At 69.5% G+C, this 25,731-nt stretch carries 17 protein-coding genes; 11 read left to right on the forward strand and 6 right to left on the reverse strand.

The annotated features are described in order from the left end of the window. Window positions 1–126 precede the first annotated feature (126 nt). On the reverse strand, window positions 127–1,464 hold the full coding sequence (locus D0D37_RS08025; RefSeq protein WP_116199891.1) for an MFS transporter: 1,338 nt from the start codon (window positions 1,462–1,464) through the stop codon (window positions 127–129). 97 nt (window positions 1,465–1,561) lie between these two features. Here D0D37_RS08025 and D0D37_RS08030 point away from each other — a divergent pair, with 97 nt between their 5' ends. The 10 genes from D0D37_RS08030 (at window position 1,562) to D0D37_RS08075 (ending at window position 9,975) form a co-directional block, all read left to right on the forward strand. Beyond that, complete coding sequence (locus D0D37_RS08030; RefSeq protein WP_037819777.1) at window positions 1,562–2,047, forward strand: MarR family winged helix-turn-helix transcriptional regulator; 486 nt, start codon at window positions 1,562–1,564, stop codon at window positions 2,045–2,047. Between the two features lie 61 nt (window positions 2,048–2,108). Next, window positions 2,109–3,029: a hydroxymethylglutaryl-CoA lyase gene (locus tag D0D37_RS08035; protein WP_116199892.1), complete on the forward strand. Its 921-nt coding sequence runs from the start codon at window positions 2,109–2,111 to the stop codon at window positions 3,027–3,029. 21 nt (window positions 3,030–3,050) lie between these two features. Further along, window positions 3,051–3,767 (forward strand): enoyl-CoA hydratase/isomerase family protein, encoded by a 717-nt coding sequence (locus D0D37_RS08040; protein WP_116199893.1) that lies wholly within the window; start codon window positions 3,051–3,053, stop codon window positions 3,765–3,767. Beyond that, a complete protein-coding gene (locus tag D0D37_RS08045; protein ID WP_116199894.1) occupies window positions 3,764–4,954 on the forward strand; it encodes a CaiB/BaiF CoA transferase family protein in 1,191 nt (396 codons plus the stop codon). Before D0D37_RS08040 ends, D0D37_RS08045 begins: the two co-directional genes overlap by 4 nt. Beyond that, window positions 4,954–5,694, forward strand: a complete 741-nt coding sequence (locus tag D0D37_RS08050; protein ID WP_116199895.1) for an enoyl-CoA hydratase/isomerase family protein — start codon at window positions 4,954–4,956, stop codon at window positions 5,692–5,694. Before D0D37_RS08045 ends, D0D37_RS08050 begins: the two co-directional genes overlap by 1 nt. Continuing rightward, entirely contained in the window at window positions 5,691–7,262 is a 1,572-nt protein-coding gene (locus tag D0D37_RS08055) for an AMP-binding protein (protein WP_116199896.1), read from the forward strand. Before D0D37_RS08050 ends, D0D37_RS08055 begins: the two co-directional genes overlap by 4 nt. Beyond that, complete coding sequence (locus D0D37_RS08060) at window positions 7,259–8,224, forward strand: NAD(P)H-dependent flavin oxidoreductase (protein WP_116199897.1); 966 nt, start codon at window positions 7,259–7,261, stop codon at window positions 8,222–8,224. The genes D0D37_RS08055 and D0D37_RS08060 overlap by 4 nt, the downstream gene beginning before the upstream one ends. Before the next feature lie 53 nt (window positions 8,225–8,277). Next, window positions 8,278–8,778: a hypothetical protein gene (locus tag D0D37_RS08065; protein ID WP_116199898.1), complete on the forward strand. Its 501-nt coding sequence runs from the start codon at window positions 8,278–8,280 to the stop codon at window positions 8,776–8,778. A 19-nt stretch (window positions 8,779–8,797) separates the two neighbouring features. Then, window positions 8,798–9,388 carry an SMI1/KNR4 family protein gene (locus D0D37_RS08070; protein ID WP_116199899.1) on the forward strand — a complete coding sequence of 197 codons (591 nt, stop codon included), beginning with the start codon at window positions 8,798–8,800 and terminating at the stop codon, window positions 9,386–9,388. Beyond that, complete coding sequence (locus D0D37_RS08075) at window positions 9,385–9,975, forward strand: SMI1/KNR4 family protein (RefSeq protein ID WP_162834123.1); 591 nt, start codon at window positions 9,385–9,387, stop codon at window positions 9,973–9,975. The genes D0D37_RS08070 and D0D37_RS08075 overlap by 4 nt, the downstream gene beginning before the upstream one ends. Here D0D37_RS08075 and D0D37_RS08080 read toward each other — a convergent pair. Continuing rightward, window positions 9,972–10,856 (reverse strand): SDR family oxidoreductase, encoded by an 885-nt coding sequence (locus D0D37_RS08080; RefSeq protein WP_116199901.1) that lies wholly within the window; start codon window positions 10,854–10,856, stop codon window positions 9,972–9,974. The two genes, D0D37_RS08075 and D0D37_RS08080, sit on opposite strands and share 4 nt — an antisense overlap. Window positions 10,857–10,887: 31 nt before the next feature. Then, window positions 10,888–12,516, reverse strand: coding sequence for an AMP-binding protein (locus tag D0D37_RS08085; protein ID WP_116199902.1), 1,629 nt, complete (start codon window positions 12,514–12,516; stop codon window positions 10,888–10,890). Between the two features lie 90 nt (window positions 12,517–12,606). Here D0D37_RS08085 and D0D37_RS08090 point away from each other — a divergent pair, with 90 nt between their 5' ends. Further along, on the forward strand, window positions 12,607–13,452 hold the full coding sequence (locus D0D37_RS08090) for a LuxR C-terminal-related transcriptional regulator (RefSeq protein WP_116199903.1): 846 nt from the start codon (window positions 12,607–12,609) through the stop codon (window positions 13,450–13,452). Between the two features lie 49 nt (window positions 13,453–13,501). Here the strand turns inward: D0D37_RS08090 and D0D37_RS08095 are convergent, their stop codons facing one another. The 3 genes from D0D37_RS08095 to D0D37_RS08105 are packed head-to-tail and all read right to left on the reverse strand — an operon-like array spanning window position 13,502 to window position 25,725. Continuing rightward, window positions 13,502–14,515, reverse strand: coding sequence for a 3-deoxy-7-phosphoheptulonate synthase (locus tag D0D37_RS08095; RefSeq protein WP_116199904.1), 1,014 nt, complete (start codon window positions 14,513–14,515; stop codon window positions 13,502–13,504). Further along, window positions 14,516–15,826 carry a DHA2 family efflux MFS transporter permease subunit gene (locus D0D37_RS08100; protein WP_116199934.1) on the reverse strand — a complete coding sequence of 437 codons (1,311 nt, stop codon included), beginning with the start codon at window positions 15,824–15,826 and terminating at the stop codon, window positions 14,516–14,518. It abuts the gene before it with no gap. Between the two features lie 41 nt (window positions 15,827–15,867). Next, window positions 15,868–25,725 (reverse strand): non-ribosomal peptide synthetase, encoded by a 9,858-nt coding sequence (locus D0D37_RS08105; RefSeq protein ID WP_244223429.1) that lies wholly within the window; start codon window positions 25,723–25,725, stop codon window positions 15,868–15,870. Window positions 25,726–25,731: the final 6 nt, after the last annotated feature.

Below are 25,731 nucleotides of genomic sequence, written 5' to 3' on the forward strand. Positions count from 1 at the left end.
GCTCCTCCCTCCGGCGGCACCCGGTCTACTCCGGGTTCCCTGTGAGAGCGATGAGAGAGAAGACCGGCCGGGCAGTCCGCCGAGGTCAAACGGGCGAGCGCGTGCGCAACAGCACACTTTGGAGGGTCAGCGCCGCCGTTCGCGAAGATCGCCGGGCCGGACGCCGACGAGCAGCACCACGACGGCCAGCAGGACGATGCCCGCGCTGATCTGCAGACCCAGCGACAGGCTTCCGGTCGAGGATTCGATGAACCCGAGCAACGACGGCGAAGCGGCGGCGGCGAACGAACCCATCGACGTCACGACCGCGATCCCGGTGGCCGCCGCCCGGTCGTTCAGGTAGATCGACGGGATCGAATAGAACACCGTCAGCCCCGAATAGTGCGCAGCCGCCATCACCGCGAGCAGCAGGATGACCACCACGACGCTGCCGCCGGACACCGAGATCGCCAGCATCGCGAACGCCGCCACGATCCAGCTCGTCGCCGCGTGCCAGCGGCGCTCCAGGGTGCGGTCGGAGTGCCGGCCGACCAGCAGCATCACCACGATGCCGAGCAGCGGCGGGATCGCCGAGAAGAAGCCGAGGTTCAGCACGTTGCCGACGCCGGCGTTGGCGATGATCCGCGGCGTCCAGTACGAGACCGCGTTCGCCAGCGTGTACGCGCCGCACGCGCAGAGCCCGAGAATCCAGACCTTCGGGTCGCGCAGGGCGAGCAGCAGGCCGCCGTGCTTCTCCGTCGCCGGGCCCTTGTCGCGCCGGTCCGCTTCGAGGTCGGCGCGCACCGCCGCCTTCTGTTCCGCGGTGAGCCACTTCGCCTGGTCCGGGCCGTCGGTGACGAAGAACCACACGAGCCCGGCCAGCAGGATCGGCGGGATGCCCTCGATCAGGAACAGCCACTGCCAGTCCGCGAGCCCGCCGACGCCGCCGAGCGAGTGCATGATCCAGCCCGACATCACGGAACCGAGCGCACCGGAAACCGGGATGCCGACGAAGAACACCGCCGTCATCCGCGTCCGCCGCGACGACGGGAACCACAGCGACAGCAGATACAGCGCGCCGGGGAAGAACCCGGCTTCGGCGACCCCGAGCAGGAAGCGCGCGGCGTAGAACATGATTTCGTTGTGCACGAACAGGGTCACCACGGTCATCACGCCCCAGGTGGCCATGATCCGCGCGAGCGTCTTGCGCGCGCCGATGCGAGCGAGCAGCGCGTTGCTCGGGACTTCGAAGAGAATGAAGCCGACGAAGAACAGCGTGACGCCGAGCCCGTACACCGCGGGACCGAAGCCGAGATCGCGTTTGAGGCCCTGCTGCGCGATCCCGATGTTGGTGCGGTCGATGTAGCTCACGACGTAACACAGCACCAGCAACGGCATGACGCGCCGGGCGATCGTGCGGTAGGTCGCTTTGCGGTCGACGGCGGCGGCTGCCGGAGCGCCGGTGACAGCGGATGGTTCGGCCACGGCTGAGACTCCTTCGTCCGGATCGGGCGAGTGGCAGTCTCCGCATCGAGTGTTGAGTTTGTCAACACCCCTCGGGTAACGGCTACGATGTCCGGCCATGGCCGAACGCGCAGACGGACACGACCTGGTCCCCATCTCCGGACTGCTGTCCTACCGGCTCTCGCGCACGTCGTCGGCGATGTCGCGCAGCGCCGCGGTGCGCTACCGCCGCGACTTCGACGTGAGCCTCGGCGAATGGCGCGCGATCGCGCTCATCGCTGCCGACCCGACGCTCACGCTCAACCGGCTCGCCCGCCGCGCCGGACTGGACAAAGCGCAGATGAGCCGTGTGGTCAGCAGGCTGACCGACCGCGGGCTGGTGAACCGCACGGCCGGGTCCGGGCGCACGTCGCAGCTGGCGTTGACCGCCGAGGGCACCCGGGTGTACCGCGGCCTGATCACCGCCGCCAACGAACGCGACGCGGACTTCCTCGCCACCCTCACCGGCGAAGAGGCCCGGGTGCTGGACCGCGCACTGGACAAACTGGCCGAGCACGCGCTGGCCGTCGAGGAGAGTGAGCGGGCTCACCCGGCCGCCGAGTAGTGTTGACTTTATCAACACTCTCGCGTAGTTCTGGAACCACCGACGAGGAGGTGGGACCAGGATGCCCGACGCCGTCACGATCTGCGAGTGCTTCGCCCGCGACGGGCTGCAGCACGAGCCGGAGCCCGTGCCGACCGCGACGAAGATCGCGCTGCTGAACTCCTTCGCGCGCACCGGTTTCCGCCGGATCGAGGCGACCAGCTACAGCCACCCCGCGCGGGTGCCCGGGTTCTCCGACGCCTCCGAGGTGCTCGCCGGGATCGACCGGAGCCCGGGCGTCGCGTTCAAGGCGACCTGCCCGAACCCGCGCGCCGTCGAACGCGCGCTCGCCGACCGCGAAGCCGGACATGGGGCCGAGGAACTGAGCCTGCTGGTGTCGGCCACCGAGGCGCACACCGAACGGAACCTGCGCACCACGCGCGCCGGGCAATGGGAGCGCGTGACCGAGATGGTCAAGCTCGCCGACGGACGGTTTCGCCTGGTCGGCGTGGTGTCGGTAGCGTTCGGCTGCCCGTTCGAGGGCAAGGTCGACCCGGGCCGGGTGGCCGAAGACGTCGCGCGCTTCGCCGATCTCGGCGCGAGCCTGGTGACTCTCGGCGACACCACCGGCGTCGCGACCCCTGGCTCGGTGCGCGCGCTGTACACCCGGCTGTCCCGCGAAAACCCGAACCTGTCACTGGTCGCGCACCTGCACAACACGCGCGGAACCGGGATCGCGAACGCCGTCGCCGCTTTGGAAGCCGGGTGCCGGCATTTCGATTCCGCGATGGGCGGCGTCGGCGGGCATCCCGCGAAAATCGGCTACGGGGCCGGGCTCACCGGCAACGTGTGCACAGAGGACTTGGCCAGCTTGTTCGCCGCGATGGGCGTCGACACCGGCCTCGATCTCGACCAGCTCGCCGCGGCGTCCGCGGCCTGCGAAGAAGCGCTCGGCCGACCGCTGTACAGCATGGTCGCCCGCGCCGGCTTCGCGCCCGCCTGACCTTTCTTTGGGGAGAAACCTGTGCTGCTGACCGAAAACCACGACGCCGTGCGCGTTCTTACGCTGAACCGACCGGACAAACTCAACGCGCTCGACACCGCGCTCACCCGCGCGCTCGACACCGCTCTCGATGAAGCTGGCCGAGACCCGAGCGTCCGTGCCGTCGTTTTGACCGGGGCTGGGCGTGGGTTCTGCGCCGGGGCCGATTTGAACGAGTTCTCGTCGCTCACCCCGGACCAGCCGGAGGCCGTTCTCGAACGCGCCGCGCTCACCGCCCGGCTTCAGACGCGCATGCAGCAGCTGCCGGTGCCGGTGGTCAGCGCGGTGCGCGGGGCGGCTGTCGGCGGCGGTGCCGGGCTGGCGATCGGGGCGGACCTGGTGGTCGCCGGGTCGGATCTGAAGTTCGGCTACCCCGAGCTGAAGCATTCGATCGTTCCCGCGCTAGTGATGACCGGACTGGTCCGGCATCTCGGCCGCAAGCTCGCGTTCGAGCTGGTCAGCACCGGTCGGCTGCTCACCGCCGCGGAAGCCTCGTCTTCTGGATTGGTGAATCAGGTGGTCGAACCTTCCGAGATCGTGCCCGCCGCGCTCGCGATCGCGCAGCGCTGGGCCTCGGTGGAGCCCCGCGCGCTCGCCGCTGCCAAGGACCTCTTCTACCGCGTCGCGGATCTGCCGACGGACGCCGCGATGCGTGCCGGTCAGGACGTCAACGCCCTGATGCGCGGGTTCCGCTCATGACCGGCCCGCTCGCCGGGGTCACGGTGCTGGACCTTTCCCGGGTCCTCGCCGCGCCGCTGGCCACCCAGATCCTCGCCGAACTCGGCGCGACGGTGATCAAGGTCGAACGCCCCGGCTCCGGCGACGAGACCCGCAGCTTCGAACCCCGGCTGCCGCACGGGGAAAGCGCGTACTTCTTCGCCTTCAACCGCGGCAAGCAATCGGTCACTGTGGATTTGAAGGACCCGCGCGGCCGCGACGTCGTCCGGAAGCTGGCCGCGCGCGCCGACGTCGTCGTGGAGAACTTCCTGCCCGGCACGCTCGATCGCCTCGGGCTCGGCTACGCCGAACTGTCCGCGGACAACCCGGGCCTCGTGCTGGTGTCCGCGACCGGCTTCGGCCAGACCGGGCCGGACGCGCACCGCAAGGGCTACGACACGGTGTTCCAGGCGCTGTCCGGCGTGATGGCGATGACCGGCGATCCCGCTGGTCCGCCCGCGAAAACCGGGGTGCCGGTGGCGGACCTGACGTCCGGGCTGTGGGTGGTGATCGCGGTGCTGACCGGGCTCGCCGGGCGCTCCGCGGACGGTCGCGGAAGGCACCTGGACGTGGCGATGATGGACGTCCAGCTCAGCCTGCACGCCTTGAACGCAGCCCGGCTGTTCGCGCTCGGCGAGGACCCCGTCCGCACCGGGACCGAACATCCCGGCCGGGTGCCGTCGGCCGCGTTCCAGGCCGGGGACGGCGAATGGCTGCACATCAGCGGCAGCGACCAGCACTGGGGGCCGCTGTGCACCGTGCTCGGATTGTCCACTTTGTCCGCTGACCCTTCGCTGCAGCACAACGCGGGGCGCGTCGAACACCGCGCCCGCGTCATGAAGGCATTGCGCGGTGCCATCGCCCAGCACGACCGGGACCAACTGGTCAAAGAACTGCAGGCGGCCGATGTACCCGCTGGCGCGGTGCGTTCTGTCCGGGAGGCGCTGGCCGATCCGCACGCCATCGCGCGAGGCGTCGTCGGCGAGTTCACGCATCCCGTCGAAGGCTCGTTCCCAGCGCTGCGCACTCCGTTGCGCGAGACTGCCGGAGAAGCTCCAGCACCGGGTACACCTCCAGTGCTGGGCGCGGACACTGACGCCGTGCTGCGCGACCTGGCGGGACTGTCGGACAGCGAGATCGAGGGCCTGCGGGCCGCGGGAGTGCTCTGATGAACGAACGCGTGACGCTGGACGTCACCGACGGAATCGCCCGCGTCGAACTGGCCCGCCCGTCCGCGCGCAATGCCGTGGACCTCGCGATGTGCCATGCCCTGAAGGAAGCCTTCGACGCCGTTGATATCTCAGACGCCCGGGTTGTGCTGCTCAGCGGTGCCGGGCCGGTCTTCTGCGCCGGTGCCGATCTGAAGGAACGGACCGGCAAGGACGCCGCCTGGGTCCGCCGCCGCCGAGTCGCGTCCTTCGCGGCCTACGCGGCGATCGAGGCCTGCCGCTGTCCGGTCGTCGCGTTGGTGCACGGAACCGTCGTCGGCTCCGGCGGGGAAATCACTCTCGCCGCCGACTTCGCTCTTGCCGCCTCGGGCACCGTTTTTCGCTTCCCTGAACCACATTGGGGCACCGTCGGCGCTACCCAACGGCTTCAGCGAGCCATCGGGAAACGCCGGGCCAAGGAACTGCTGTTCACCAACACGCCGTTGTCCGCTGTCGACGCCGCCTCGCTCGGCCTGGTCAACCGCGTCGTCCCCGACCTGGCCGCCGCCGGAACCGAGGTCGCCACCGCCGTCGCCGCCGCCCCGCCCGGCGCGATCGCCCTGACCAAACGGGCTGTCGACCTGGGTTCGGAAACCGACCTGGACCGCGGCATCCGGATCGAAATGTCCGCCATCGAGCAGAACCTCGCCGACGGCAGCTGGCGCGACGGCGTCGCCCGGTTCACTGGAGAGACCCGATGACCGACCTGCGCACCGCCTGCCCGCTCACCGTGCAGGACGCCCTCGCCCGGGCTGCCCTGCTGGCTCCCGACGTCGAGGCCGTCGTCACCGCCGACGCCCGGATCACCTACCGGGAGCTGGCTTCCGACGTCGCCCGAGTACGCGGAGCCCTGGCCGCTTCGGGGATCGGCCGGGGCTCCCGGGTCGGGCTCTGCCTGGGCAACACCCCCGAGTGGGTAACGCTTTTCCTGGCTTTGGGCTCCCTGGGCGCGCTGGTCGTCCCCGTCAACACCCGTTTCACCGCGGACGAGGTGCACTACACGCTCGCTCACGCTGGCGTCAGCACGCTGTTCGCCGCCGAACGGGTGCTGAACGTCGATTTCCCCGCGCTGTTTTCCCAGGCCGGTATCGAACCCGGCTGCGCGACTCTGCCTTCTTTGAAGCGGACCATCATCCTGGGCCAAGACAGCTGGACTGATTTCCTGGCCGCCGGTTCTCCTGCCGAACCCATTGCCACTCCGGACGATCTCCTTCTCGTGCAATACACCTCCGGCACGACGTCACGTCCGAAGGGCGTCCTTCTGACCCACCGCAGCATGTGCGCCGACGCCTTCTTTTCCGGCGCCCGCCTAGGTTTACGCCCCGGCGACCGGTTCCACTCGGCGCGCCCGTTCTTCCACGTCGCCGGAAGCACCCTGTCTGTGTTGTCCTCCCTGCAACACGCCACCACCCTGGTGACGATGCCGAAGTTCGAACCTGCGGAAGCGTTGCGGCTCTTAGAGATCGAGCGGTGCACGCACTTCTCCGGCAACGACACCATCGCCCTCCTCCTGCTCAACCACCCCGACCGCCCGCACCGCCGCCTCTCCCTGCGCGGTGCGTGGGTCGCCGCGTCCCCGACCGTCGTGCGCCGGGTCATCGACGAACTCGGCGCGCGCGAATGCGTTGCCGGGTACGGACTTTCCGAAGCCTCCCCCAACGTCGCCCAATCCGCTTGGTGGGAACCGGAAGAGATCCGCGCTTCGGGAGCCATGGCTCCCGAACCAGGCGTGGAAATCCGGATCCGCTCCCTGGACGACACCCGCGACTGCGCCCCCGGCGAACCGGGTTCAGTGCTGGTCCGGGGGTGGAACGTCATGCAAGGCTACCTCGACGATCCGGACCGCACCGCCGAAACCGTCGACGCCGACGGCTGGCTGTCCACCGGAGACGTCGGCCTGCTGGACGACTCCGGCCGGTTCCATTTCACCGGCCGCACCAAGGAAATCATCCGGGTCGGCGGGGAAAATGTCGCGCCCGCGGATGTCGAGGATGTGCTGCACCGGCACCCCGCCGTCCGCCAAGCCGCGGTCGTCGGAGTCCCCGACGAGCGCTTGATCGAAGTGCCCTTCGCCTTTGTCGTCCTAACTTCGCCGGGCATTTCGGAAGAAGACCTGCTCTTGTGGGCGAAAGAGCGGTTGGCCGGGTTCAAAGTCCCGCGACACCTGCGCATCGTGGACGGCTTCGAGGCCATCGGCATGACCGCCAGTGCCAAGGTGCAGAAGAACCACCTGGCTCGCTACGCCCGGGCTCTGCTGGAGAACTCATGACGCGGCTGCGTACTTCTGTCACCGATTTGCTGGGCCTGGACCTGCCCATCATCCAAGCCGGAATGTCGTGGGCTTCGTCGTCGTCCGCTTTGCCTTTGGCCGTCAGCAATTCTGGCGGCCTTGGCGTCGTCGCCGCAGGCCCGATGCGCCTGCCCGACCTATCCCGGGTGCTGGACGAAATGGCCACCGGAACCGACCGTCCATGGGCCGTGAACCTGCCCCTGTACCGGGCTGGCGCGGACGAGGTCATCGACCTCCTGCTCTCCCGCCGCCCGCCGGTGCTGATCGCCTCCCAAGGCGGCCCACGCCGATACCTGGACCGATTCCACGCGGTCGGGACCCGGTGCCTGCACGTTGTCGCCGGAGTCTCGCACGCCTTGAAAGCTGCTGCCGCCGGTGTCGACGGCTTGGTGGTAGTCGGCGCCGAGGCTGGCGGACATCCGCCGCCCGGGATGGTCACCACGCAGGTCTTAGTCCGTGCCGTGGTCTCCGCAGTGCCGAATGTTCCGGCGATCGCTTCAGGCGGGGTCGCCGATGGCGCCGGGTTGGCCGCGATGCTGGCCTTGGGCGCTGGTGCGGCTCAATTCGGAACGCGATTCCTGGCGAGTTCCGAAGCGACCGTGCATCCGTCCTATCAGGAGGCAGTGGTTGCCGCGGAGGTTGACGACACCCGGACTGTGGGGCGTGGGTTGGGGGTGATCCGTGCGCTGTCGAACGAATTCACCGCGCGAATGGCGGAACTGGAAGCTTCCGGAGCCGAGGAGACCTTGCGGCAGAAGGTTTTCCAGGCATCGTCGTTGAAGGACGCCGCCCTGCACGGTGATGTCGTTTCGGGAAAGGTCGAGGCCGGTCAGTCGGCTGGGCTGATCACGGAAGTCCTTCCGGCAGCGGAGATCGTCTCGCGGATCGCGGCGGAGTACGCGGCGGTGGTGCGTCGCCTGCCTCAGCTCGAGGGTTCTTGATTGCTCCGTTCAGCGCAGTCCTGCCGGTGATCGAATTCCGATAGGATGCGCAGGTGAGCCTACCGATCGAGGAGATCGTCGAAATCACCGGATGGACCGGCGGCATCCAGCCGGGCCGGGACTGGAGTACCGTCGAACAGGATCTCGGCACGGTGCTTCCGGACGACTACAAGGAATTGTTCTCCCGATTCCCGTCCGGGGCATTCCGCGACGCGATCGTAGTGGCCAATCCGATCGACGCGCGCACGGACTACCGAAGTTCCTCCGGGAGCACGTCTTCGGAATCCGGCCCTAGGGCGGCGGGCAAGGCGGGATGTTCTGCTGGATCACCGAACCGGCAGACCCGAATCAGTGCGAATCGCCGACCACAGCCAGAGTACGGACGAATGGCGCGAACGCCCGGCCCGATCACCGAAATCCTCCGGGAAGCCCTGACCACCACTGGCGAAGGCAACATCTTCAGGCGGCCGCCCGAAGACCTGCCGCGCATCTTCCGGGTCCCGTCGACCCACCTGGGAAACGGGCGATGGCTGCCCCACAAGGAATACCAGTGACTTCATCCGGGAAGACGCCATGAACAGACACTCGATCGACGAACTCGCCCAAGCCTCCGGATGGACCGGAGGAATCCGCCAAGGCCGAGAATGGGCCGACGTCGAACGAAAACTCGGCGTCACCCTCCCCGACGACTACAAGGCGATGCTCTCCCGCTTCCCGTCAGGCTTCTTCCGCGACGCCGTCTCCTTCGAAAACCCGATCGACGCCCGCGTCGACCTGGAGGCATTCGCCCGCGACAAGGTATGGAGAGTCATCGCGACCCTCGGCGACGAGAGTCTGGGATACCTGCGCGACACCGGCTACGCCTCGTTCCCCGAGCCTGCCGGGCTGCTCCCCTGGGGTGGGGACCATCAGGGCGGCATGTTCTGCTGGCTGACCGAGCCCGCCGACCCGAACCAGCGGCTGATCGCCTACTACAGCGCGGACTTCCGCGAATGGTTCGAATACGACGGCGGGGTCGTCGAAATGATCTGGGAAGTCCTGACGCGGCCCGGCGGCGACAATCTCCTCCGCCGCGACCTGGACGGCGAAGAACCGATCTTCCGCGTCCCGTCCACGTACGCCGGCGAACCGCGCGGCTGGATCCCGCACGCGGAGTACCGGTGACCGCACGACGATCGATCGAGGAGATCGCCCAAGCTTCCGGCTGGACCGGAGGAATCCGCCGAGGCCGGGACTGGGCCGAGGTCGAACAGGCCGTCGGCATCCGCTTCCCCGACGACTGCAAAGACCTGATGACCCGGTTCCCGTCAGGCTGCTTCCGCGGCGCCGTCAACTTCGACAATCCCATAGACGCTCGCGTCGACCTGGCCAAGTTCGTCCGGGACGAAATCCACAGCGTGCTCGAGTCCTTCTCCGGCTCCCGGAGCGGCAAGCTCGAAGGCACGGACTACCGGCTGTTCCCCGAACCCGGCGGTCTCCTCCCCTGGGCCAACGACACCGGCGGCGGCGTGTTCTTCTGGCGAACCAGTCCCGAAGACCCGAACCACTGGCCGGTGGTCTTCTGGGATCGCGGCATGTCCGAGTGGAACGAACACCCCGGCGGAATGGTCGAGGTCATCTGGGAAGTTCTCAACCACACCGGCGCGAACAACATCCTCCGCATGGACCTTGATTACGAGGAGCCGAACTTCCGGGTGCCGTCGACCCACCTGGGAGACGGGAAATGGCTCCCCCACAAGGAATACCGCTAGCGCCAGCTGTCCGGCTGCCGCCCGTCCACATCCGTCACCCCGTACTCCCGCGCCAACTCCGCCGAACTCACCGACCGCTGATTCCACCTGTCCCGCAACGGATCCGCCGCCATCGCCGCCACTCCGCGACCCACGTACCGCGGCGACTCCGACTCAGCGAACCCCGGCGGAGCCCCGGATTCCAACGCCGAGCGCCAATTCTCCTCCCTAACCCCGTAAGCGTCGAGCATCATCTCCGACCGCAGCCACCCCGGCGTCACCGCAACCGCCGTGCCTCCATATGCGGCAAGCTCATGCCCCTGCGAAAACGCCAGCCGATTCACCGAAGCCTTGGCCAGGTCGTAAAACACCGAAATCCGATAGCGCGACGCATTATGCGCCAAAGTCCCGTCGGTAACCTCGACCACCAACCCGCCAGGCTCGCAAATCACCAACGGCAGCAGGAAATGCGACGTGACAAGATGCGTCTCCACACCCAGCCGAAGAATCCGCAACCCGGCATCAAGGTCATGCTCCCACACCGGCGTATTCCAGTCCGCCGGGCCGCCTTTGAGCCGCTCCGCACCCCAGATGTCGTTAACCAGCAAGTGAAGCCGACCGTATGCAGACTCAACGAACGATGCCAGCCGACGGACATCGTCATGGTCCAAATGGTCAGCAACGAACGGAACTCCGACACCGCCCAACCGGGAGACCAGCGAAGCGGTCTCCTCGACAGTCTCCGGCCGGTCGTAGTCCGAACGTCGAACTCCACTCGGGCTGCTGCGTCCAGTACAGATCACCGTCGCCCCGGCCTCGCCGAGCGCGGCGGCGATGCCCCGCCCGGCGCCCCGGGTCGCCCCCGCGACGAGGGCGACCCGGTCGTGCAGATCAGGCGGCATCGGGCCAGTGTGGCACCGGCCGCGGGAAATCTCAGCTCGAAGCGGTGCTCAGTTCCCGTCCCCGCAACGCGAAGCGCTGGATCTTGCCGCTCGGGGTCTTCGGCAGTTCCGCCACGAAGTGGACCCGGCGCGGATAAACATGCGCGGCCAGGCGGGTTTTGACGGTCTGCTTCAGCTCGTCCACCAGCTCGTCCGACCCCTCGACGCCGGGGTTCAGCACGACGTAGGCCACCACCAGCTCCCCGCGCAGTTCGTCCGGCGCGCCGATCACCGCGGCTTCCGCGACGGCCTCGTGCTGCGTCAGCGCGCTTTCCACCTCGAACGGGCCGATCCGGTAGCCCGCCATCAGAATGACGTCGTCGTCCCGGGAACCGAAAGTCAGGTAGCCGTCGCGGTCACGGGCGGCGATGTCGCCGGTGTAGTACCAGCGGCCGTCGGCGCTGAAGCGTTCCGCGGTCCGCTCGGGGGCGTCGCGGTAGCCGGAGAACGGCATCAGCGGGCTGGCCGGCACGTCGATCGCGACGCGGCCGGTCTCGCCGATCTCCGCGAGTTCGTCGCTGCCCGCCTTCAGGACCTCGACGGCGAACCCGGGCAGCGGCCGTCCCATCGAACCGGTCTTGACCGGCGCGATCAGGGCTGGATGCCAGGCATTGCCGACGACCATGCCGGTTTCGGTCTGGCCGTAGTGGTCGCGCACCGGGCAGCCGAGCACCTCCTCGGCCCAGGTCACGACGTCCGGCGTCAGCGGCTCGCCCGCCGACGAGCAGTGCCGCAGCCGCAGGCCGGTCGGCACCGGCAGGCCCGAACTGCGCAGCGCGCGGTACACCGTGGGACCGGCGGTGAAGTTGGTGACGCCGAAGCGTTCGAGCACCTGCCAGGTCAGTTCGGGGCTGAACCCGGCGTGCAGCAGCAGGCTGCGCCGTCCGGTCGCGAGCGGGCCGAGCAAGGCGAAGTACAGCCCGTACGCCCAGCCCGGGTCGGCGGCGTTCCAGAAGACGTCTTCGTCGGTCTGGTCGAGGCCGAACTGCTGGTAGGAGTGGATCCCGGCGAGTCCGCGCAGCGGCACCGGCACGGCCTTCGGGGTGCCAGTGGTGCCGGAGGTGAAGATCTCGACCAGCGTGCCGTCGCCGCCGACCGCGACCGGGTCGGGCAGCGGGTGCGGCTCGTCCAGCAACGCCTCGAACGACAGGTCGGTGCCGGACGTTTCGCCGGTCGTCACGATGATCCGCGACGGGTCGGCGGGCAGGTCCTCGCTGGGGTCGAGCTTGGCGCGCTGACCAGCGTCGACCACGACCACGCGCGTTCCGTTGCCGACGATCCGCTGGGCGATCGCGGGCGGCGCGAACGCGGTGAACAACGGCACATGGACCGCGCCGAGCCGCCAGATCGCGAGCAACGCGGTGACCAACTCAGCGGACTTGCCCATGAGCGTCGCGACCCGGTCGCCAGGGCGCACGCCGTGCGCGGCCAGCGCGGCGGCGAACCGGGCGGAAGCGGCCTCGAGCTGGCCGTACGTGAGGTCGCGGCTGCTGAGGTCGGCCTCTACGAGAGTGAACGCGACGGCGTCGGCCGGATGGCGTCCGCACAGCAAACGGGTCGCGTCCGCGTCCGGCGCGGCGTAGGTCTGCAGCAGGTCGAAGGTGGTCCGCTCAGGGCTCACAGCGTGCTCCACGGTCGTCGTTGGCCGGTGTCGGCGGTACTATCACCGCACGTCAGCAGGCCCACTACCCCCGAAAAGGGGTGACGCCCGATGCCCGTCACCGATCCCGGCCCGGCCGAGGACGTCGCGGAGATCCGTCGCGCGCTGGTCCGGCTGCGCGGAGCCGCGCAGGTCCCGCTGTCCTTCGGCGGCGTGGTCACGGACGGTCGCCATCTGCGGATGACCGAACTGGTCGGGAACTCGACGACGTCACTGCTCGGCCTCGTCGTCGCGGAGGGCAAAGGCCTGGGCGGGCGCGCGATCGGCGTGCGGAAACCGGTGGTGCTGCCGGACTACTACACCAGCGAAGCGATCAGCCACCACTTCGACCGTGCCGTGCAGGCCGAGGGCGTGCGCTCGGTGATGGCGGTGCCGGTGATCGTGTCCCGCACCGTCCGGGCGGTCCTCTACGGGGCCGTCCGCGAACATGTCCGGTTCGGCGACCGCTCGGTCACCGCGATGGTCGAAGTGGCCCGTGATCTGGAGCAGGAGCTGGCGATCCGCGCCGAGGTACGCCGTCGGCTAGAGCTGCTCGCGCCCGCCCCCGAGGCTGCACCCGGCGACCCGGCCGACCGCGAAACGGTGCGGGAAAGCCACGCCGAACTCCGCCGCATCGCCGCGGCGCTCGACGACCCGGACCTGCGCGATCGCCTCGACGCCGTCTGCCGCTCACTGGCTGGCGGCACTCCCGAAGGTCCGCAACCGACGCTGTCGGCGCGCGAACTGGACGTCCTGGCCGGCGCGGCAGCCGGGCAGACCAACGCGGACATCGCGGAGGCGCTCGGGGTGGGTCCGGAAACGGTGAAGAGCTACCTGCGCAACGCGATGCGGAAGCTGGACGCGAAGACCCGCCTCCAAGCGGTCAACGCCGCCCGCCGCGCAAACCTGCTGCCTTAGCCGTCCGTGAGGGGAACCTTCACGGACTCAGAGTCCCTCAGGGTTCCCCTCACGACCTGCCCGCGACCCGAGCACCCCGCGCCCGGCTGGCCAGCGCCAGCGACTCCAGCAACGGAACAGTCCGCTCCCACCCGAGACAAGGATCCGTCCGGCTCACCGCCGGATCAGCGGGCACCCGCTCCGGATCCTGTGCCCCGTCACGCAAATACGACTCGATCATCACCCCGGCGACCGCGGCCCCGTCGCGAATCTGCCCCGCCACGTCGGCGATCACCCCCGGCTGCCGGTTGTGGTCCTTCCCGCTGTTCCCGTGCGAGGCATCGACCACCGCTCTTCGCGGCAACCCGGCCTCCCCCAGCACCGCCATCGCCTCGGCGACCGACGCCGCGTCGTAATTCGGCACCGGGCCCCCGCGAAGAACCAGGTGCGCGTCCGGATTCCCGCTGCTGCGCAAGGTTTTCATCCGCCCGTCCACGCCGAGCCCCGGAAACGCGTGCGCCGCCCCGGCCGCGCGGATCGCGTCCACCGCGGGTCCCAGCCGTCCGGACACGCAATTCTTCATCCCCACCGGCATCGGCAGCCACGACGCCAGCTGCCGGTGCGGCTGGCTGGCCACCGTCCGCGCGCCGATGGCGCCCCAGCTCACCGTGTCCGCGACATACGGCGCCAGCACCGGATGCACGAACTCGTACGCCAGCGGCAGTCCCGTCGCCGCCGCGTCGAGCAGGAACTGGCGGCCCAGCCGGACGCCCGTGGCGAGGTCGCCTTTGCCGTCCAGCGTCGGGTCCGGCAGGAACCCGGTCCAACCGGTGACCGAACGCGGTTTTTCCAAGTAGGCCCGCAAAACCAGTACAAGATCGTCGGAATATCGAGCCGCCGCACCGGCCAGCAGCCCAGCGTACTCCAGCGCCGCCTCCGGATCGTGCACCGAGCACGGTCCCGCGATCACCAGCAGCCGCGGATCGCGCCGGGCCAGCACCGCCGAGGCCGTTTCGCGGTGCCGCGCGATGTCGGGCGCGAGCCCCGCGGTCACCTCCACCGGGCTGGGCAACGTGTCCTGCATCTAACGGCTCCTTTCCTTAGGCAGCTTCGCCGCCCCGGCAGCCGCCACCACGACCAGTCCGAGCACCCACCAGAACGTGTCCGCGAAGGCCGCCGCGACGTCGACACCCCTTGCGGCCAACCGGTTTTGCAACACCAACGCAAGTACAGCGGTCCCAACCGAACCACCGAGCGTGTTCAGCAAATTCAGCGCGCCAGCCGCTTTCGGCAGCTGCGTTTTCTCCAGGCTGCGATACACCAATGCCAGCACCGGCGCACTGATCATCGCCGCCCCGAATCCCCGCAGCAACAACGAAACGACCAACACGACATCCGGAAGTTCCGGGCCCAGCCGAGTGAACGCCGCCGTTCCCAGCGCGACCAGCCCGATCCCGGACAACACCAGCGTCCGCGGCGCCACCCGATCCACTATGCGATGCACCAGCACCGATCCCGCAGCCGCGCCGATTCCCTGTGGCACCAAGAGCAACCCGGTGTCCCACGCATCCAATCCGGCACCGCGACGCAGATACAGCGGCAGCAGGAACATCGTCCCGAATACCGACGCACCCAGTACCACCAGCGCCAACGCGGCAGCGCCGAAAGGTGGTCGAGTGAACAATCGCGGATCCAACAACGGTGCCCGCACTCGCAGCCCGTGCCGGACAAACGCGGCCAGCATCAGCAAACCCACCACGACGGCCGCCGAGGAAGCCAGCTTCGGAGATCCGTCGGAGAAGCCGGTGAGCCCGAACACCACCGCGGCCAGGCCTGGCGAAAGCAAAGCCGCACCACGGAAATCGAACGGCTCGCGCGGGTCCGTCGGCTGGTCCGCCGTGACATACCGCAGTCCGAGCAGCACCGCGACCACGCCGACCGGCAAGTTGACATAAAACAGCCAGGGCCAGTCCGCGAGGTTGAGAATCGCCCCGCTCGCCAGCGGACCCAGCACCGGCGACAGCAACGGCACCACGCCGACGACGCTGATCAGCCGTCCGATCCGCTCCGGCCCGGCGGCCCGCGCCAGCAACGCCTGCCCGGTAGGCGGCAGCAACCCGCCAGCGAGCCCCTGCAGCACGCGGAACGCGACCAGCATCGGCAGTGAACTCGCCAGCCCGCACAACAGCGACGCCAGCACGAACCCGACCACCGCGGTCAGCCAGGTCCGCCGTCCGCCGAACCGTGCGGCCAGCCAGCCCGACGCGGGCACCGCGGCCACCACCGCGAGCAGGTATGCCGTGGTGACCCATTGGACCTCAGTGACAGACGCGTCGAACCGCTGCGTCAGCGTCTCGACGCCGACCGAGACGATCGTGCTGTCGAGCGTCGCCATGAACGTGCCCAGCACGAGCACGAACGCGGTCCGCCACAGGCTCACCGCAGCCACTCGCCCGCGTCCTCGTCCAATCGCGAGGGAAGCTCGGCCAGGAATCGCAGCAGGTCCGCGACCAGCGACCGGGCTTCCGCAGCCGTCAGAACCCCGGCCTGGTAACCGAATACGCCGGACCAGCCGCCTGCGAGTTCGGGCACTACGGTCACCGTCATCGGGTAGTGCGTGCGCTCGCGGAACCGGGTCCCGGTGGTTGTCAGCCCCGGGGCCGGTTCGCGCAGTTTCGCCGGGTCCACCGGGTAGTTCTCGAACACGACGAGGCTGTCGAACAGCCGCTCTCGCCCAGTCAGTGCGGCCAGTTCAGCGAGGCCGACGTGCTGATGCGTGAGCAGTTCCTGTTGCCGCGCTTGAGTTTTCCTCATGGTCTCCCCCACCGTTCCGGCAAACCGGACCCGCACCGGAACAGTATTGGCGAGCAGGCCGAGGATTTCCTCGACACCGTCCACTTCGGACGTCCGCCCGGACACCATCGCCCCGAAAGCGACATCGTCGACCCCGGCCCGAGCCGCGAGCACCGCCGCCCACGCGCCCTGCAGCAATGTCCCCGCCGTGACGCCGTGTTTGGCACCAGCTTGAGTCAGCTCGGCGACCAGCGGAGCGTCCACAGTGAACAGTTCCGGCTCGACCGCCGCGGGCTGTCCACTCAGGAGTTTCCGCGACGGCAGATCGGCCAATTCCGTTCGCCAAGCATGCCCGCTGACCGCGTGGTCCCGCGCCGCGAGCCACCGCGTGTACCGCGACACCGGCACGGCCTCCGGCAGCGACTCGCCGGAATACCCCGCGAACAACTCGGCCAGGATCCGCGGTGCAGACCAGCCGTCCGACAGCAGGTGATGGCTGGTCAGCACGAGTTCATGCCGGTCCGGGCCGTGCCGGAGCACAGTGACCCGCAGCAACGGACCCGCACTGAGATCGAACGGCTCGGCGAGGTCTTCCGCGAGCAACCGCTCGACGTCCTCGGCAACTTCGCGCACACGGAAGCCGACCTGAGGTTCCGTGGGCAGCACCTGCACCTCGTGCCCGGCCGGGAAGACCGCGCTCAGGTTTGGATGCCGCCGCACCAAGGCGTTCGCCGCAGCCGCCAACGCGCGTACGTCCAGTGCTCCGGCCAGCGAAAACGCCGCCTGAACCGGGTACGGATCCTCATCCGCCGCCCGCGACTCGCGCAGGATCAGCTCCTGTAGCGGCGTCAACGGCAGCAGCTCGCCAGCCGGTACCGACGCGGCCAGCGCAGCGAGTTCCTCCTGGAACGCCGCACCCAACGCGGCGACCTCGTCCGCACTGAACTCCGAGGACGGCCAGGTGAACCGCACCGCCAGTCGGTCGTCGCGCACCATCGCGTTCACCATCAGCGCGTGCCCGGGCGGTGCTCCGGCGGAGCCGAGCGGATCGGCGTCCGGCGGGCGCTGCCACGGCGTCTCCGCCTGCGGTGCCGCCTCGAACCGGCCGAGGTAGTTCCAGCTGACGTCTGCCCCCGTCGAGGTTCCGCCGAGGATTCCGTACCCGAGCCCGTCGCCAGCGGCGCGGAGCTGATCGCGGACGGAGGCGATCGCCGTCTCCCCTTCTGGCGAGGTGATCCGCGCCGGGTACATCGCGGTGAACCAGCCGACCGTCCGCGACAGGTCGACCGCTCCGGCGAAGTCCGGCGTGTGATCCGGACGGCCGTGGCTCTCCAACGCGACGAGCAACTCCGAGCCGCGCCAAGCCCGTGCGAAAGCGGTAAGCAGCACGGCATCGGGGCCGGTCCGGTACGCGCCCGGCAACGTCGTCAGCACCGCCTGCGTGATCTCCTCCGACACCTCGATCTCGTGGTGCCGCGCGGTCCCGCTAACCGGACGGGAGGATGCCGAAACCCGTTGCCAGTGTGGACTTTCCGCCTGCCGCGCCGGTTTAGCAGCCGCCAACGCGCGAGCCCAGCCGAGGAACGACGGCCCGCGTTCCGGCAGCTGGTGGCCGAGATAAGCCTGCTCAAGGTCGTCGAGCAGGATCCGCCACGACACCGCGTCCACGACGAGATGGTGTGCGACCAGCGCGAGCCGCCCCGGACGCGCGGGCCCGGCATCCACCCACACCGCACGCAGCATCGGTCCGGTCCGCGGGTTCATCGCAGACCGGACCGCCGCGATCTGGTCGTCCAGGAGCGCCCGAAGATCCGCGTCCTCGCCCGCCGGGACGACCATCAGCACGTCCGCCCCGGTCACCGCGCCAGGTTCCGGGACGCGCAGCACCTCGCCCGCCAAGTGCGAACGCAGCATGTCGTGCCGTTCAAGCACCGCGTCGAGCGCCGTCCGCCACTTCGGCACGTCGCCGCCGGACGGCACGCACACCTCGACCCACTGGCAGAACCCGTCCGCGTCCGAACCAGCGCGTTCCAGCAGCTCACGCATGACGGGCGTCAGCGGCGCATCGCCGACCGCTGGCGTGAGATCCGGCGACACCACCACGGTCCTGTCACCGCAGCGGGCAGCGATCCCAGCGATCGTGCCGCCCTCGAACACATCCCGCGCGGTCAGGTGCAGCCCCTCCCGTCGAGCGCGCGCGACCAGCCGGAGCGACGCGATGCTGTCGCCGCCAGCGTCGAGGAACCCGTCGTCGATCGTGACGTCCGGGCCGAGCAGCTCTCGAACCACTTGCAGCAGCAAGGTTTCCGCCCCCGGGGCCGGTTGGCGAGCCGCCGCGACGGTGCGCGGACCGGGCGCGGGCAACGCGGCCCGATCGAGCTTGCCGCTGGGCCCGAGCGGCAGCCGCTCCAGCGAGAGCACCGCCGACGGCACCATGTGCGCAGGCAGCTCAGCGGCCAGATACTCGCGCAGCGCGGCCGGATCCGGGTCCGCGCCGTCGACCGGCACGACGTAGCCGACGAGCCGCCGGCCCCTCGGCCGGTCCTCGCGCACGAGCACGACCGCGGCCCGCACGTCCGGATGCCGTGCCAGCGCCGATTCGATCTCGCCCGGCTCGATCCGGAACCCGCGCAGTTTGACCTGCTGGTCGGCGCGGCCGAGGAACACCAACTGCCCGTCCGGCCGCCAGCGCACGAGGTCGCCGGTGCGGTACATCCGGTCGCCGGGCGCGCCGAACGGGTCGGCCACGAACCGCTCCGCGGTCTGCCCCGGCCGGTTCACATAGCCGCGCGCGAGCTTCGGGCCGGCGAGATACAGCTCGCCGGTGACGCCGCTCCCGACCGGCCGCAGTCCCGCGTCCAGCACATACGCCCGCACCTGCGGGTCCGGCCGGCCGATCGGCAGCGGCCCGGGGTCGTCGGCGGAGTACGCCCAGGTCACGGAGTTGATCGTGACCTCGGTCGGGCCGTAAGCGTTGAACAGCGCCCGCCGGTCGCCCCAGCGGTGCGCCAGCTCCGGGTCGAGCCGTTCGGCGCCGACCACGAAGAACACCTCCGGGTCCACCATCGCGTCGTCCGGCATCGCGGACAGGAACGACGGCAGCAGGTTCAGCCCGGTGACGCGGTGTTCGGCAGCGTAGGCGAGCAGGTCGTCGCCGGAACCGCGGACCTCCTCCGGCGCGATCACCGAGGTGCCGCCGGACAGCAGCGGCAGGAAGAACTGCCAGTACGACACGTCGAAGCTCGTGGACGCGAAGTGCAGGTACCGCTCGCCGTGCCGGATGCCGACGATGTCCTCCTGCAGCGCCACCAGACTCGGAATGCCGCGGTGCGTGATCGCGACGCCCTTGGGTTTTCCGGTGGTGCCGGATGTGTAGATGACATAGGCCAGCGATTCCGGCGACGGGTCTATGTCGTCCCAAGTAGACCGTCCACTCAGGACAAATGGATCGATCACCGGAATGCCGAAGCCCGGGTCCGAAGTGGACACCACGGCAGCAGGCGCGCTGTCTTGCACCAGATGCGCCAGGCGTTCCGCCGGGTAGGTCGGGTCCATCGGCACGTGCACCGCCCCGGCCTTGAGCACGCCGAACAGCGCGACGACCAGATCGATGTCCCGTTCCAGCAGCACCGCGACCGGGTCCTGCTCGTGCACGCCAGCGGCGCGCAACGCGTGGGCGAGCTGGTTCGCCTTCCGGTCCAGTTCCGCGTAGGTCAGCCGACGATCCCGGCACACCACGGCTTCGGCGTCCGGAGTTTCCCGCACCCAACGGGCGAATTCCGCCAGGCAGGTACCGGCTTCCCGCCGAGGCTCAGGCCCGGCTCCTTGCTGAAGCAGAGCTGCTTCCTCTTCTGTGCCAAGAGAACGCAGCCGCGCGACCGGTTGCTGCGGATTCGCCACGATCTCGTGCAGCAGCGTCGTCAGCCAGCGGCCGTAAGCCTTCACCGTCGACTCGTCGAAGGCGTGCGGCTGATAGCCGAGGCCGATCGAGATCTCGTCGCCGGGCAGCACGATCACCGTCAGCGGGTAATGAGTCGCGTCGGTGATGTCGACGCCAGCGAGGTCGAGCCCAGGCGCGAGCGGTTCGCGGTTCCGGCTGGAGAGCGGGAAGTTCTCCATGACCAGCATCGTGTCGAACAGATCGCCGACGCCCGCCGCGCGCTGGATGTCCGGCAGGCCGAGATGATGGTGGTCGGTGAGCCGTGCGTTCTCGTCCTGCACTCGCGCCAGCACTGCGGCGGCCGGATCGGACAGAGCGAAGGACACCCGCACCGGGATGGTCGTGCCGAACTGGCCGATCATCGCTTCCACGCCCGGAACGTCGGACGGACGGCCGGACACCGGGCAGCCGAACACCACGTCCTGGCGTCCGGTGAGCCGAGCCAGCAGAACGCCCCACGCGGTCTGGAACACCGCCGTCGACGTCACACCGCGTTCCCGGGCGAAAAGGCGCAACTGTTCGCTGAACTCCGCGCCGAGTCCCACCCAGGTCCGTTGTGGACGGTCTGAAGTGGACTCCGTGGTCGACGGGGCGAGACGAGTCCCTTCTTCCAGCCCAGCCAACGCGGTCTGCCATGCCTCGACTGCGGCGTCGTGATCGCGAGCGGCCAGCACGCGGTGATACTCGGCGAGCGGCGGCGCGACCGGAGCGGCTGGTCCACCGTTCAGCTCGGCGTAGGTGGCCAGCAGGGCACGGCCGACGAGCGGCATCGACCAGCCGTCGAGCAGTGCGTGATGGATTGTCAGCACCAGCCGGTGTTCGGCCAGGCCAAGGGTGAGCAGCAGAAACCGGATCAGCGGCGGCACCGCTGGGTCGAACGGCCGGGCCAGCTCGGCCGCGCATTCGTCGTCGGCGTTCACCGGGTGTTCGACGTACCGCCAGTCGAGATGCACGTTGGCAGGCACGACCTGCACGACGTCGCCTGCCGCCGTGGTGTGCAGGTGGACGCGCAGCGCCGGGTGCCGCCGCAGCAACTCTTCGGCGGCGGCTCGCATCCGGTCCGGATCGAGCTTCCCTTCCAGCCGGGTGACCGCCTGCACGGTGTAGACGTCCGGCCCGCCGCGAGTCAGTGTGTGGAACGACAGCCCGGCCTGCAGCGGTGTCGCGGGCAGGACATCGGCGATCGGACCTTGCTTTTCGAGGGCGTCGATGTCGTCCTGGGTGATGGTGACCAGCGGAAGGTCCGACGGGGTGAGCCCGCCGACGTTCTCCCGCGCATGCACTGCCAACGTAGCCAGCGCAGCGGTCCACGCTTCTTGCAGACGCTCGACCTCTTCCGGCGGCAGTACCCGGCTCGCGGCGGTCCATTCGACGGTGATCCGCGGGACGCCTTCCTCGCGGACGAAACAGTTCAGCGCCAGGACCTGTTCCAGCGCCTTCGCGGGCGGCTCGATGACCGCGAACGGATCCTCGTCCGGCAGCTGCCAGCCGCCGGACAGCGGGGTGAACCGGCCGAGGTAGTTGAGGAGAACGTCCGGCATTTCGGGCACGAACTCAGCACCGGGGTCGAGATACCGGAGGACGCCGAAGCCGATCCCGCCGTCCGGCACTGCTCGGCGCGCTTCCTTTACCGTGCGCAGCAACCGATCGAGAGTGTCCACTCCAGACAGTTCGATGCGGACCGGGTATTCGGCGGTGAACCAGCCGACGGTGCGGGCAAGGTCCAAGCCTTCGCGGCCGTGGCCTTCCATCGTGACGGTCATCGCGTCCTCGTTGCCGCGCAGCGTCAGCACGAGGGCGGCGAGCAGCACCTCGTCGACACCTGCGCGGTAGGCGGCGGGCAGCGTCGTGAGGATCGCCGTGCTTTCCTCTTCGGTGGCGACGGTGACCGAACGTTGTGCAGTGGCAACGGTATCTCGCATCGGGTCGAGCTTGCTCTTCTGCGTCGACCGCCAGTATTCGAGTTCGCCGCGCCGCGCACCGTTCGCGCCCTGTTCGGCGAGCGCCAGGGCATGCCGTCGCCAGGAATTGCGCACGGGTTCGAGCACCCCGCCCTCGCACGCCGTCTGCAGATCAGGCAGCAGGATCCGCCACGAAACCCCGTCGATCGCCAGGTGGTGCACGACGATCACCAACTGGTCCCCCACCAGCGCGACCCTCAGCATCGCACCGGCGCGTGGGTCCAATTCGGACGCCAGCCGCTCCGCCACCTCGGCCGGATTCCCGGTCGCCTCGCTGACCGACGCCGCGACTGCTCCGCGCGGGCGGATCACCAACGAGCCATCGGATTCGACGCGAAGCCGCAACACGTCGTGGTGATCGAGAATCGTCTGAACGCCTTCGACCAAGCCGGGCACCGGGCCGCCGACTCGAAGCACTGTCCACTGTGCATAGCCGGCGATCGCGTCCAGATCGGGATTCAGGTCGAACAACGTCCGCACGATCGGCGGTGCCGGAACCTCGCCGATCGGCTCGTCCGGTTCACTGTCCGGTTCGGACAGATCCCGGCTCGCCGCCGCCAAGGCCGCGAAACTGCGCCGCGCCAGCAAATCCCGCGGCCGCAGATCCAACCCGTGCGTCCGCAAGCGACTGCTCACGCTGATCGCTGTGATGCTGTCACCGCCCAGAGCGAAGAAATCGTCGTCGACCGCGACTCGCTCCACGCCGATTACCTCGCCGATCGCGGCGCACAGCAACCGTTCCCGCTCGGTCCGCGGCTCGCGTCCGCCGTCTGCCGCCGCAGGTGCGGGCAGCGCGGCCCGGTCGAGTTTCCCGTTGCTGGTCACCGGAAGTTCGTCCAGCACCACGACTGCCGCTGGAACCATCGCCTCCGGCAACCGCTGCGCGAGTGTCGCGCGGACGTCATCCGCCACCAGCCCAGCGCCGACGACATACCCGATCAGCCGCGGCCCGCGCACCGCCGCGGCAGCAGCCCGCACTCCCGGCACCGCGCCGAGCGCACCCTCGACCTCGCCCAATTCGACCCGGTGGCCGCGAATCTTGACCTGCCCGTCGCGCCGCCCCAGATACTCCAGCCCACGACCGGGCGCCCAGCGCACGACGTCGCCGGTGCGATACATCCGCTCCCCCGGCGGCCCGAACGGATCGGCGACGAAGCGTTCCGCCGTTCCGCCCGGACGGCCGAGGTAACCGCGAGCCAGATGCGGCCCGGCGAGGTACAACTCCCCGCGACTGCCCGGCAGCACCGGCCGCAGCGCGGCGTCGAGCACGTACGCCCGCGTGCCCGGCACCGCGAACCCGATCACCGGTTCGTCCCCGGTGATCACCGCGCTCGCACCGTCCACAGTGGCCTCAGTCGGGCCGTAAATGTTGCGCGCCCGGATGCCGGACGACGCGATCCGCTGCCATAACGCCGGAGGCGTCGCCTCGCCGCCGAGCACCAGCAACGCCGGGTCGAGCGAACCCGCGTCCAGCAACGGCGCGGCCATCGACGGCGTCGTGTCGATGACGTCGATCCGGTCGCGCAGGAAAGCGGCATGCAGCGCGTCGACATCGCGCGCGGTTTCCGTGTCGTAGACGTGCAATTCGTGCCCGCACAGCATCCACAGCAACTGCTCGATCGCCGAGTCGAAGGCGAACGAGTATGTGTGCGCCACCCGGAGCCGCCGCCCCTGCGCAGTCTCGGCGACGGTGGTCGCGCGATGGTTCCGCAGCAACGTCTCCAGCCCGCCGGACCGGACCAGCACTCCCTTGGGCCGCCCGGTAGAACCTGAGGTGAAGATGACGTACGCGAGGTGTTCCGGATGACGGTCCACATCGGACAGATCCGCCGCCGAGTACCCGGCGATCTCGTCCCGTACCGCCGGATCGTCCAACCGAAGCTGCGGTACGTCCGGGAGCAGATCCGAGTCCGTCACGACGAGCTTCGGGGTCACCTCGGCGACCAGCGAGCGCAACCGTTCCGCCGGATGCGCCAAGTCCAGTGGCAAGAACGCGGCCCCAGCGTCGAGAACCGCCAGGAGCGCCACCACCAGATCGACCGACCGGGGCAACGCCAGCGCCACCACGTCGTCCGCGCCGACGCCCCGCGCCCGCAACGCCCGCGCCAGCCGGTGCACCCGGCCCAGCACCTCGTCGCCGGTGAGCCGCTCGTCGCCGCAGACCAGTGCAGTCTGTCCGTGAAGGACTCCTTGAGGGAATCTGATTCCCTCAAGGAGCCCTTCACGGACCTCTGGCGCGGCAATGGCGGGAGTCGACCACTCGGCGAGCAAGGCGTCGACGTCCGGAACCAGGTCCACCCCGCCGACCACCGGAGCGTCCGCCCCGGTGAACGCCGAGAGCAACGCCTTCAACGCCGCGAGCTGCGCATCGACACCAGCCTGATCCTGCGACCGGGCGTCGACCTCGAACCCGAGCAACAGCCCGCCGCCAGCCGTCGGCAGGACGCTGAGCCCCATGTCCTCCGGCGGCCCGCCCGCGACGTTCCGCATCGTCCCGCGCGCCTCGCCGAACGTCAGCTCCAAGTCGAACGCCTTGAGGTTGATCCCACGGCCGTGCAGCAACGCACCCGCGCCGGGCACCGCCAGATCCTGCGGCAGGTTCTCGCCTCGGTACCGCTGGTGCGCGCGCATTTCCCGCAGCGCCTCCGCGACCCGCGCGGTCAGCTCCTCCGGACGGTCGCCCGGCTGCACGCGAACCCGCAACGGCAGCACGTTGACCGCCATCGCCGGAGTACGCAACGCCGCACCCACCCGGCACATCAACGGCACCGCGAACACGACGTCCGCCGTCCCGAGCACCCGATGCAGAAACGCCGCGTAACACGCGATCAGCGCGTCACCCCAGGTCGTCTTCGCCCGGGAACCCAGCTCGCGGAGCCCGGCAACCTCGTCCGCGGTGAGTTCGGCGCGCGCGGTGAACGTCGCTTCGGGCAGCCCGGCCGCGCTCGCGTCCTCGGCCAGCTCCGGCATCGGGGTGAACCGATCGCACCAGTACTCGCGGTCCTGCGCGAACCGCTCGCTCATCCGGTACGCGCGGTCGGCGTCCACCAGATCCGCGAACCGGCCGAACGTCGACGGCGGCACCTCTTCGCCCCGCACCGCCGCGGTGTAGCGGGCGGCCGTGCGCCGGGCGAGCATCGCCGCGGTGTACCCGTCGAACACCAAATGGTGGCCCAGCTGGGTAAACCACACCTCGGTGTCGGAAAGCCGGAGGATCACGTGCGAGAACAACGCCCGGTCCAGCATCCCGCGGCACGCCTCGGCCACCCGCTGCCGCTCCGCCGCGACCCGCGCGTGCGCGGCCGCCACTGGATCCGCTTCCCCTTGCAGGTCAACGACTTCCGGCAACGGAACCGGCTCGGTGGACACGGTTTGCCGAGGGCCGTCCGGAGTGACGAGCACCCGCAGGCGCAGGCTTTCGGCCTCCTCGGTGGTCGCCCGGATCGCCTCGGCGAGCGCCGCGAGGTCGACCGGCTCGCCGCCGAAGATCTCGATAACGTCCCCGACCACGTAATACGGCGAGTCTGGTTCCAGCCGCTGCGCGTTCCAGATGCCCAGCTGGGCGCTGGTCAGCTCGAGGGTGGCAAGTGCGGTGCTCAACAGGTG

It is taken from the genome of Amycolatopsis circi, assembly GCF_003385235.1.
Lineage (GTDB): Bacteria > Actinomycetota > Actinomycetes > Mycobacteriales > Pseudonocardiaceae > Amycolatopsis > Amycolatopsis circi.

Excerpts from the sequence above, each read along its gene's own strand:
- D0D37_RS08055 (WP_116199896.1), top strand. The coding sequence starts at position 5,691 with ATGACCGACCTGCGCACCGCCTGCCCGCTCACCGTGCAGGACGCCCTC.
- D0D37_RS08095 (WP_116199904.1), bottom strand. The coding sequence starts at position 14,515 with ATGCAGGACACGTTGCCCAGCCCGGTGGAGGTGACCGCGGGGCTCGCG.
- D0D37_RS08090 (WP_116199903.1), top strand. The coding sequence starts at position 12,607 with ATGCCCGTCACCGATCCCGGCCCGGCCGAGGACGTCGCGGAGATCCGT.
- D0D37_RS08060 (WP_116199897.1), top strand. The coding sequence starts at position 7,259 with ATGACGCGGCTGCGTACTTCTGTCACCGATTTGCTGGGCCTGGACCTG.
- D0D37_RS08050 (WP_116199895.1), top strand. The coding sequence starts at position 4,954 with ATGAACGAACGCGTGACGCTGGACGTCACCGACGGAATCGCCCGCGTC.
- D0D37_RS08030 (WP_037819777.1), top strand. The coding sequence starts at position 1,562 with ATGGCCGAACGCGCAGACGGACACGACCTGGTCCCCATCTCCGGACTG.
- D0D37_RS08070 (WP_116199899.1), top strand. The coding sequence starts at position 8,798 with ATGAACAGACACTCGATCGACGAACTCGCCCAAGCCTCCGGATGGACC.
- D0D37_RS08080 (WP_116199901.1), bottom strand. The coding sequence starts at position 10,856 with ATGCCGCCTGATCTGCACGACCGGGTCGCCCTCGTCGCGGGGGCGACC.
- D0D37_RS08045 (WP_116199894.1), top strand. The coding sequence starts at position 3,764 with ATGACCGGCCCGCTCGCCGGGGTCACGGTGCTGGACCTTTCCCGGGTC.
- D0D37_RS08035 (WP_116199892.1), top strand. The coding sequence starts at position 2,109 with ATGCCCGACGCCGTCACGATCTGCGAGTGCTTCGCCCGCGACGGGCTG.
- D0D37_RS08100 (WP_116199934.1), bottom strand. The coding sequence starts at position 15,826 with ATGGCGACGCTCGACAGCACGATCGTCTCGGTCGGCGTCGAGACGCTG.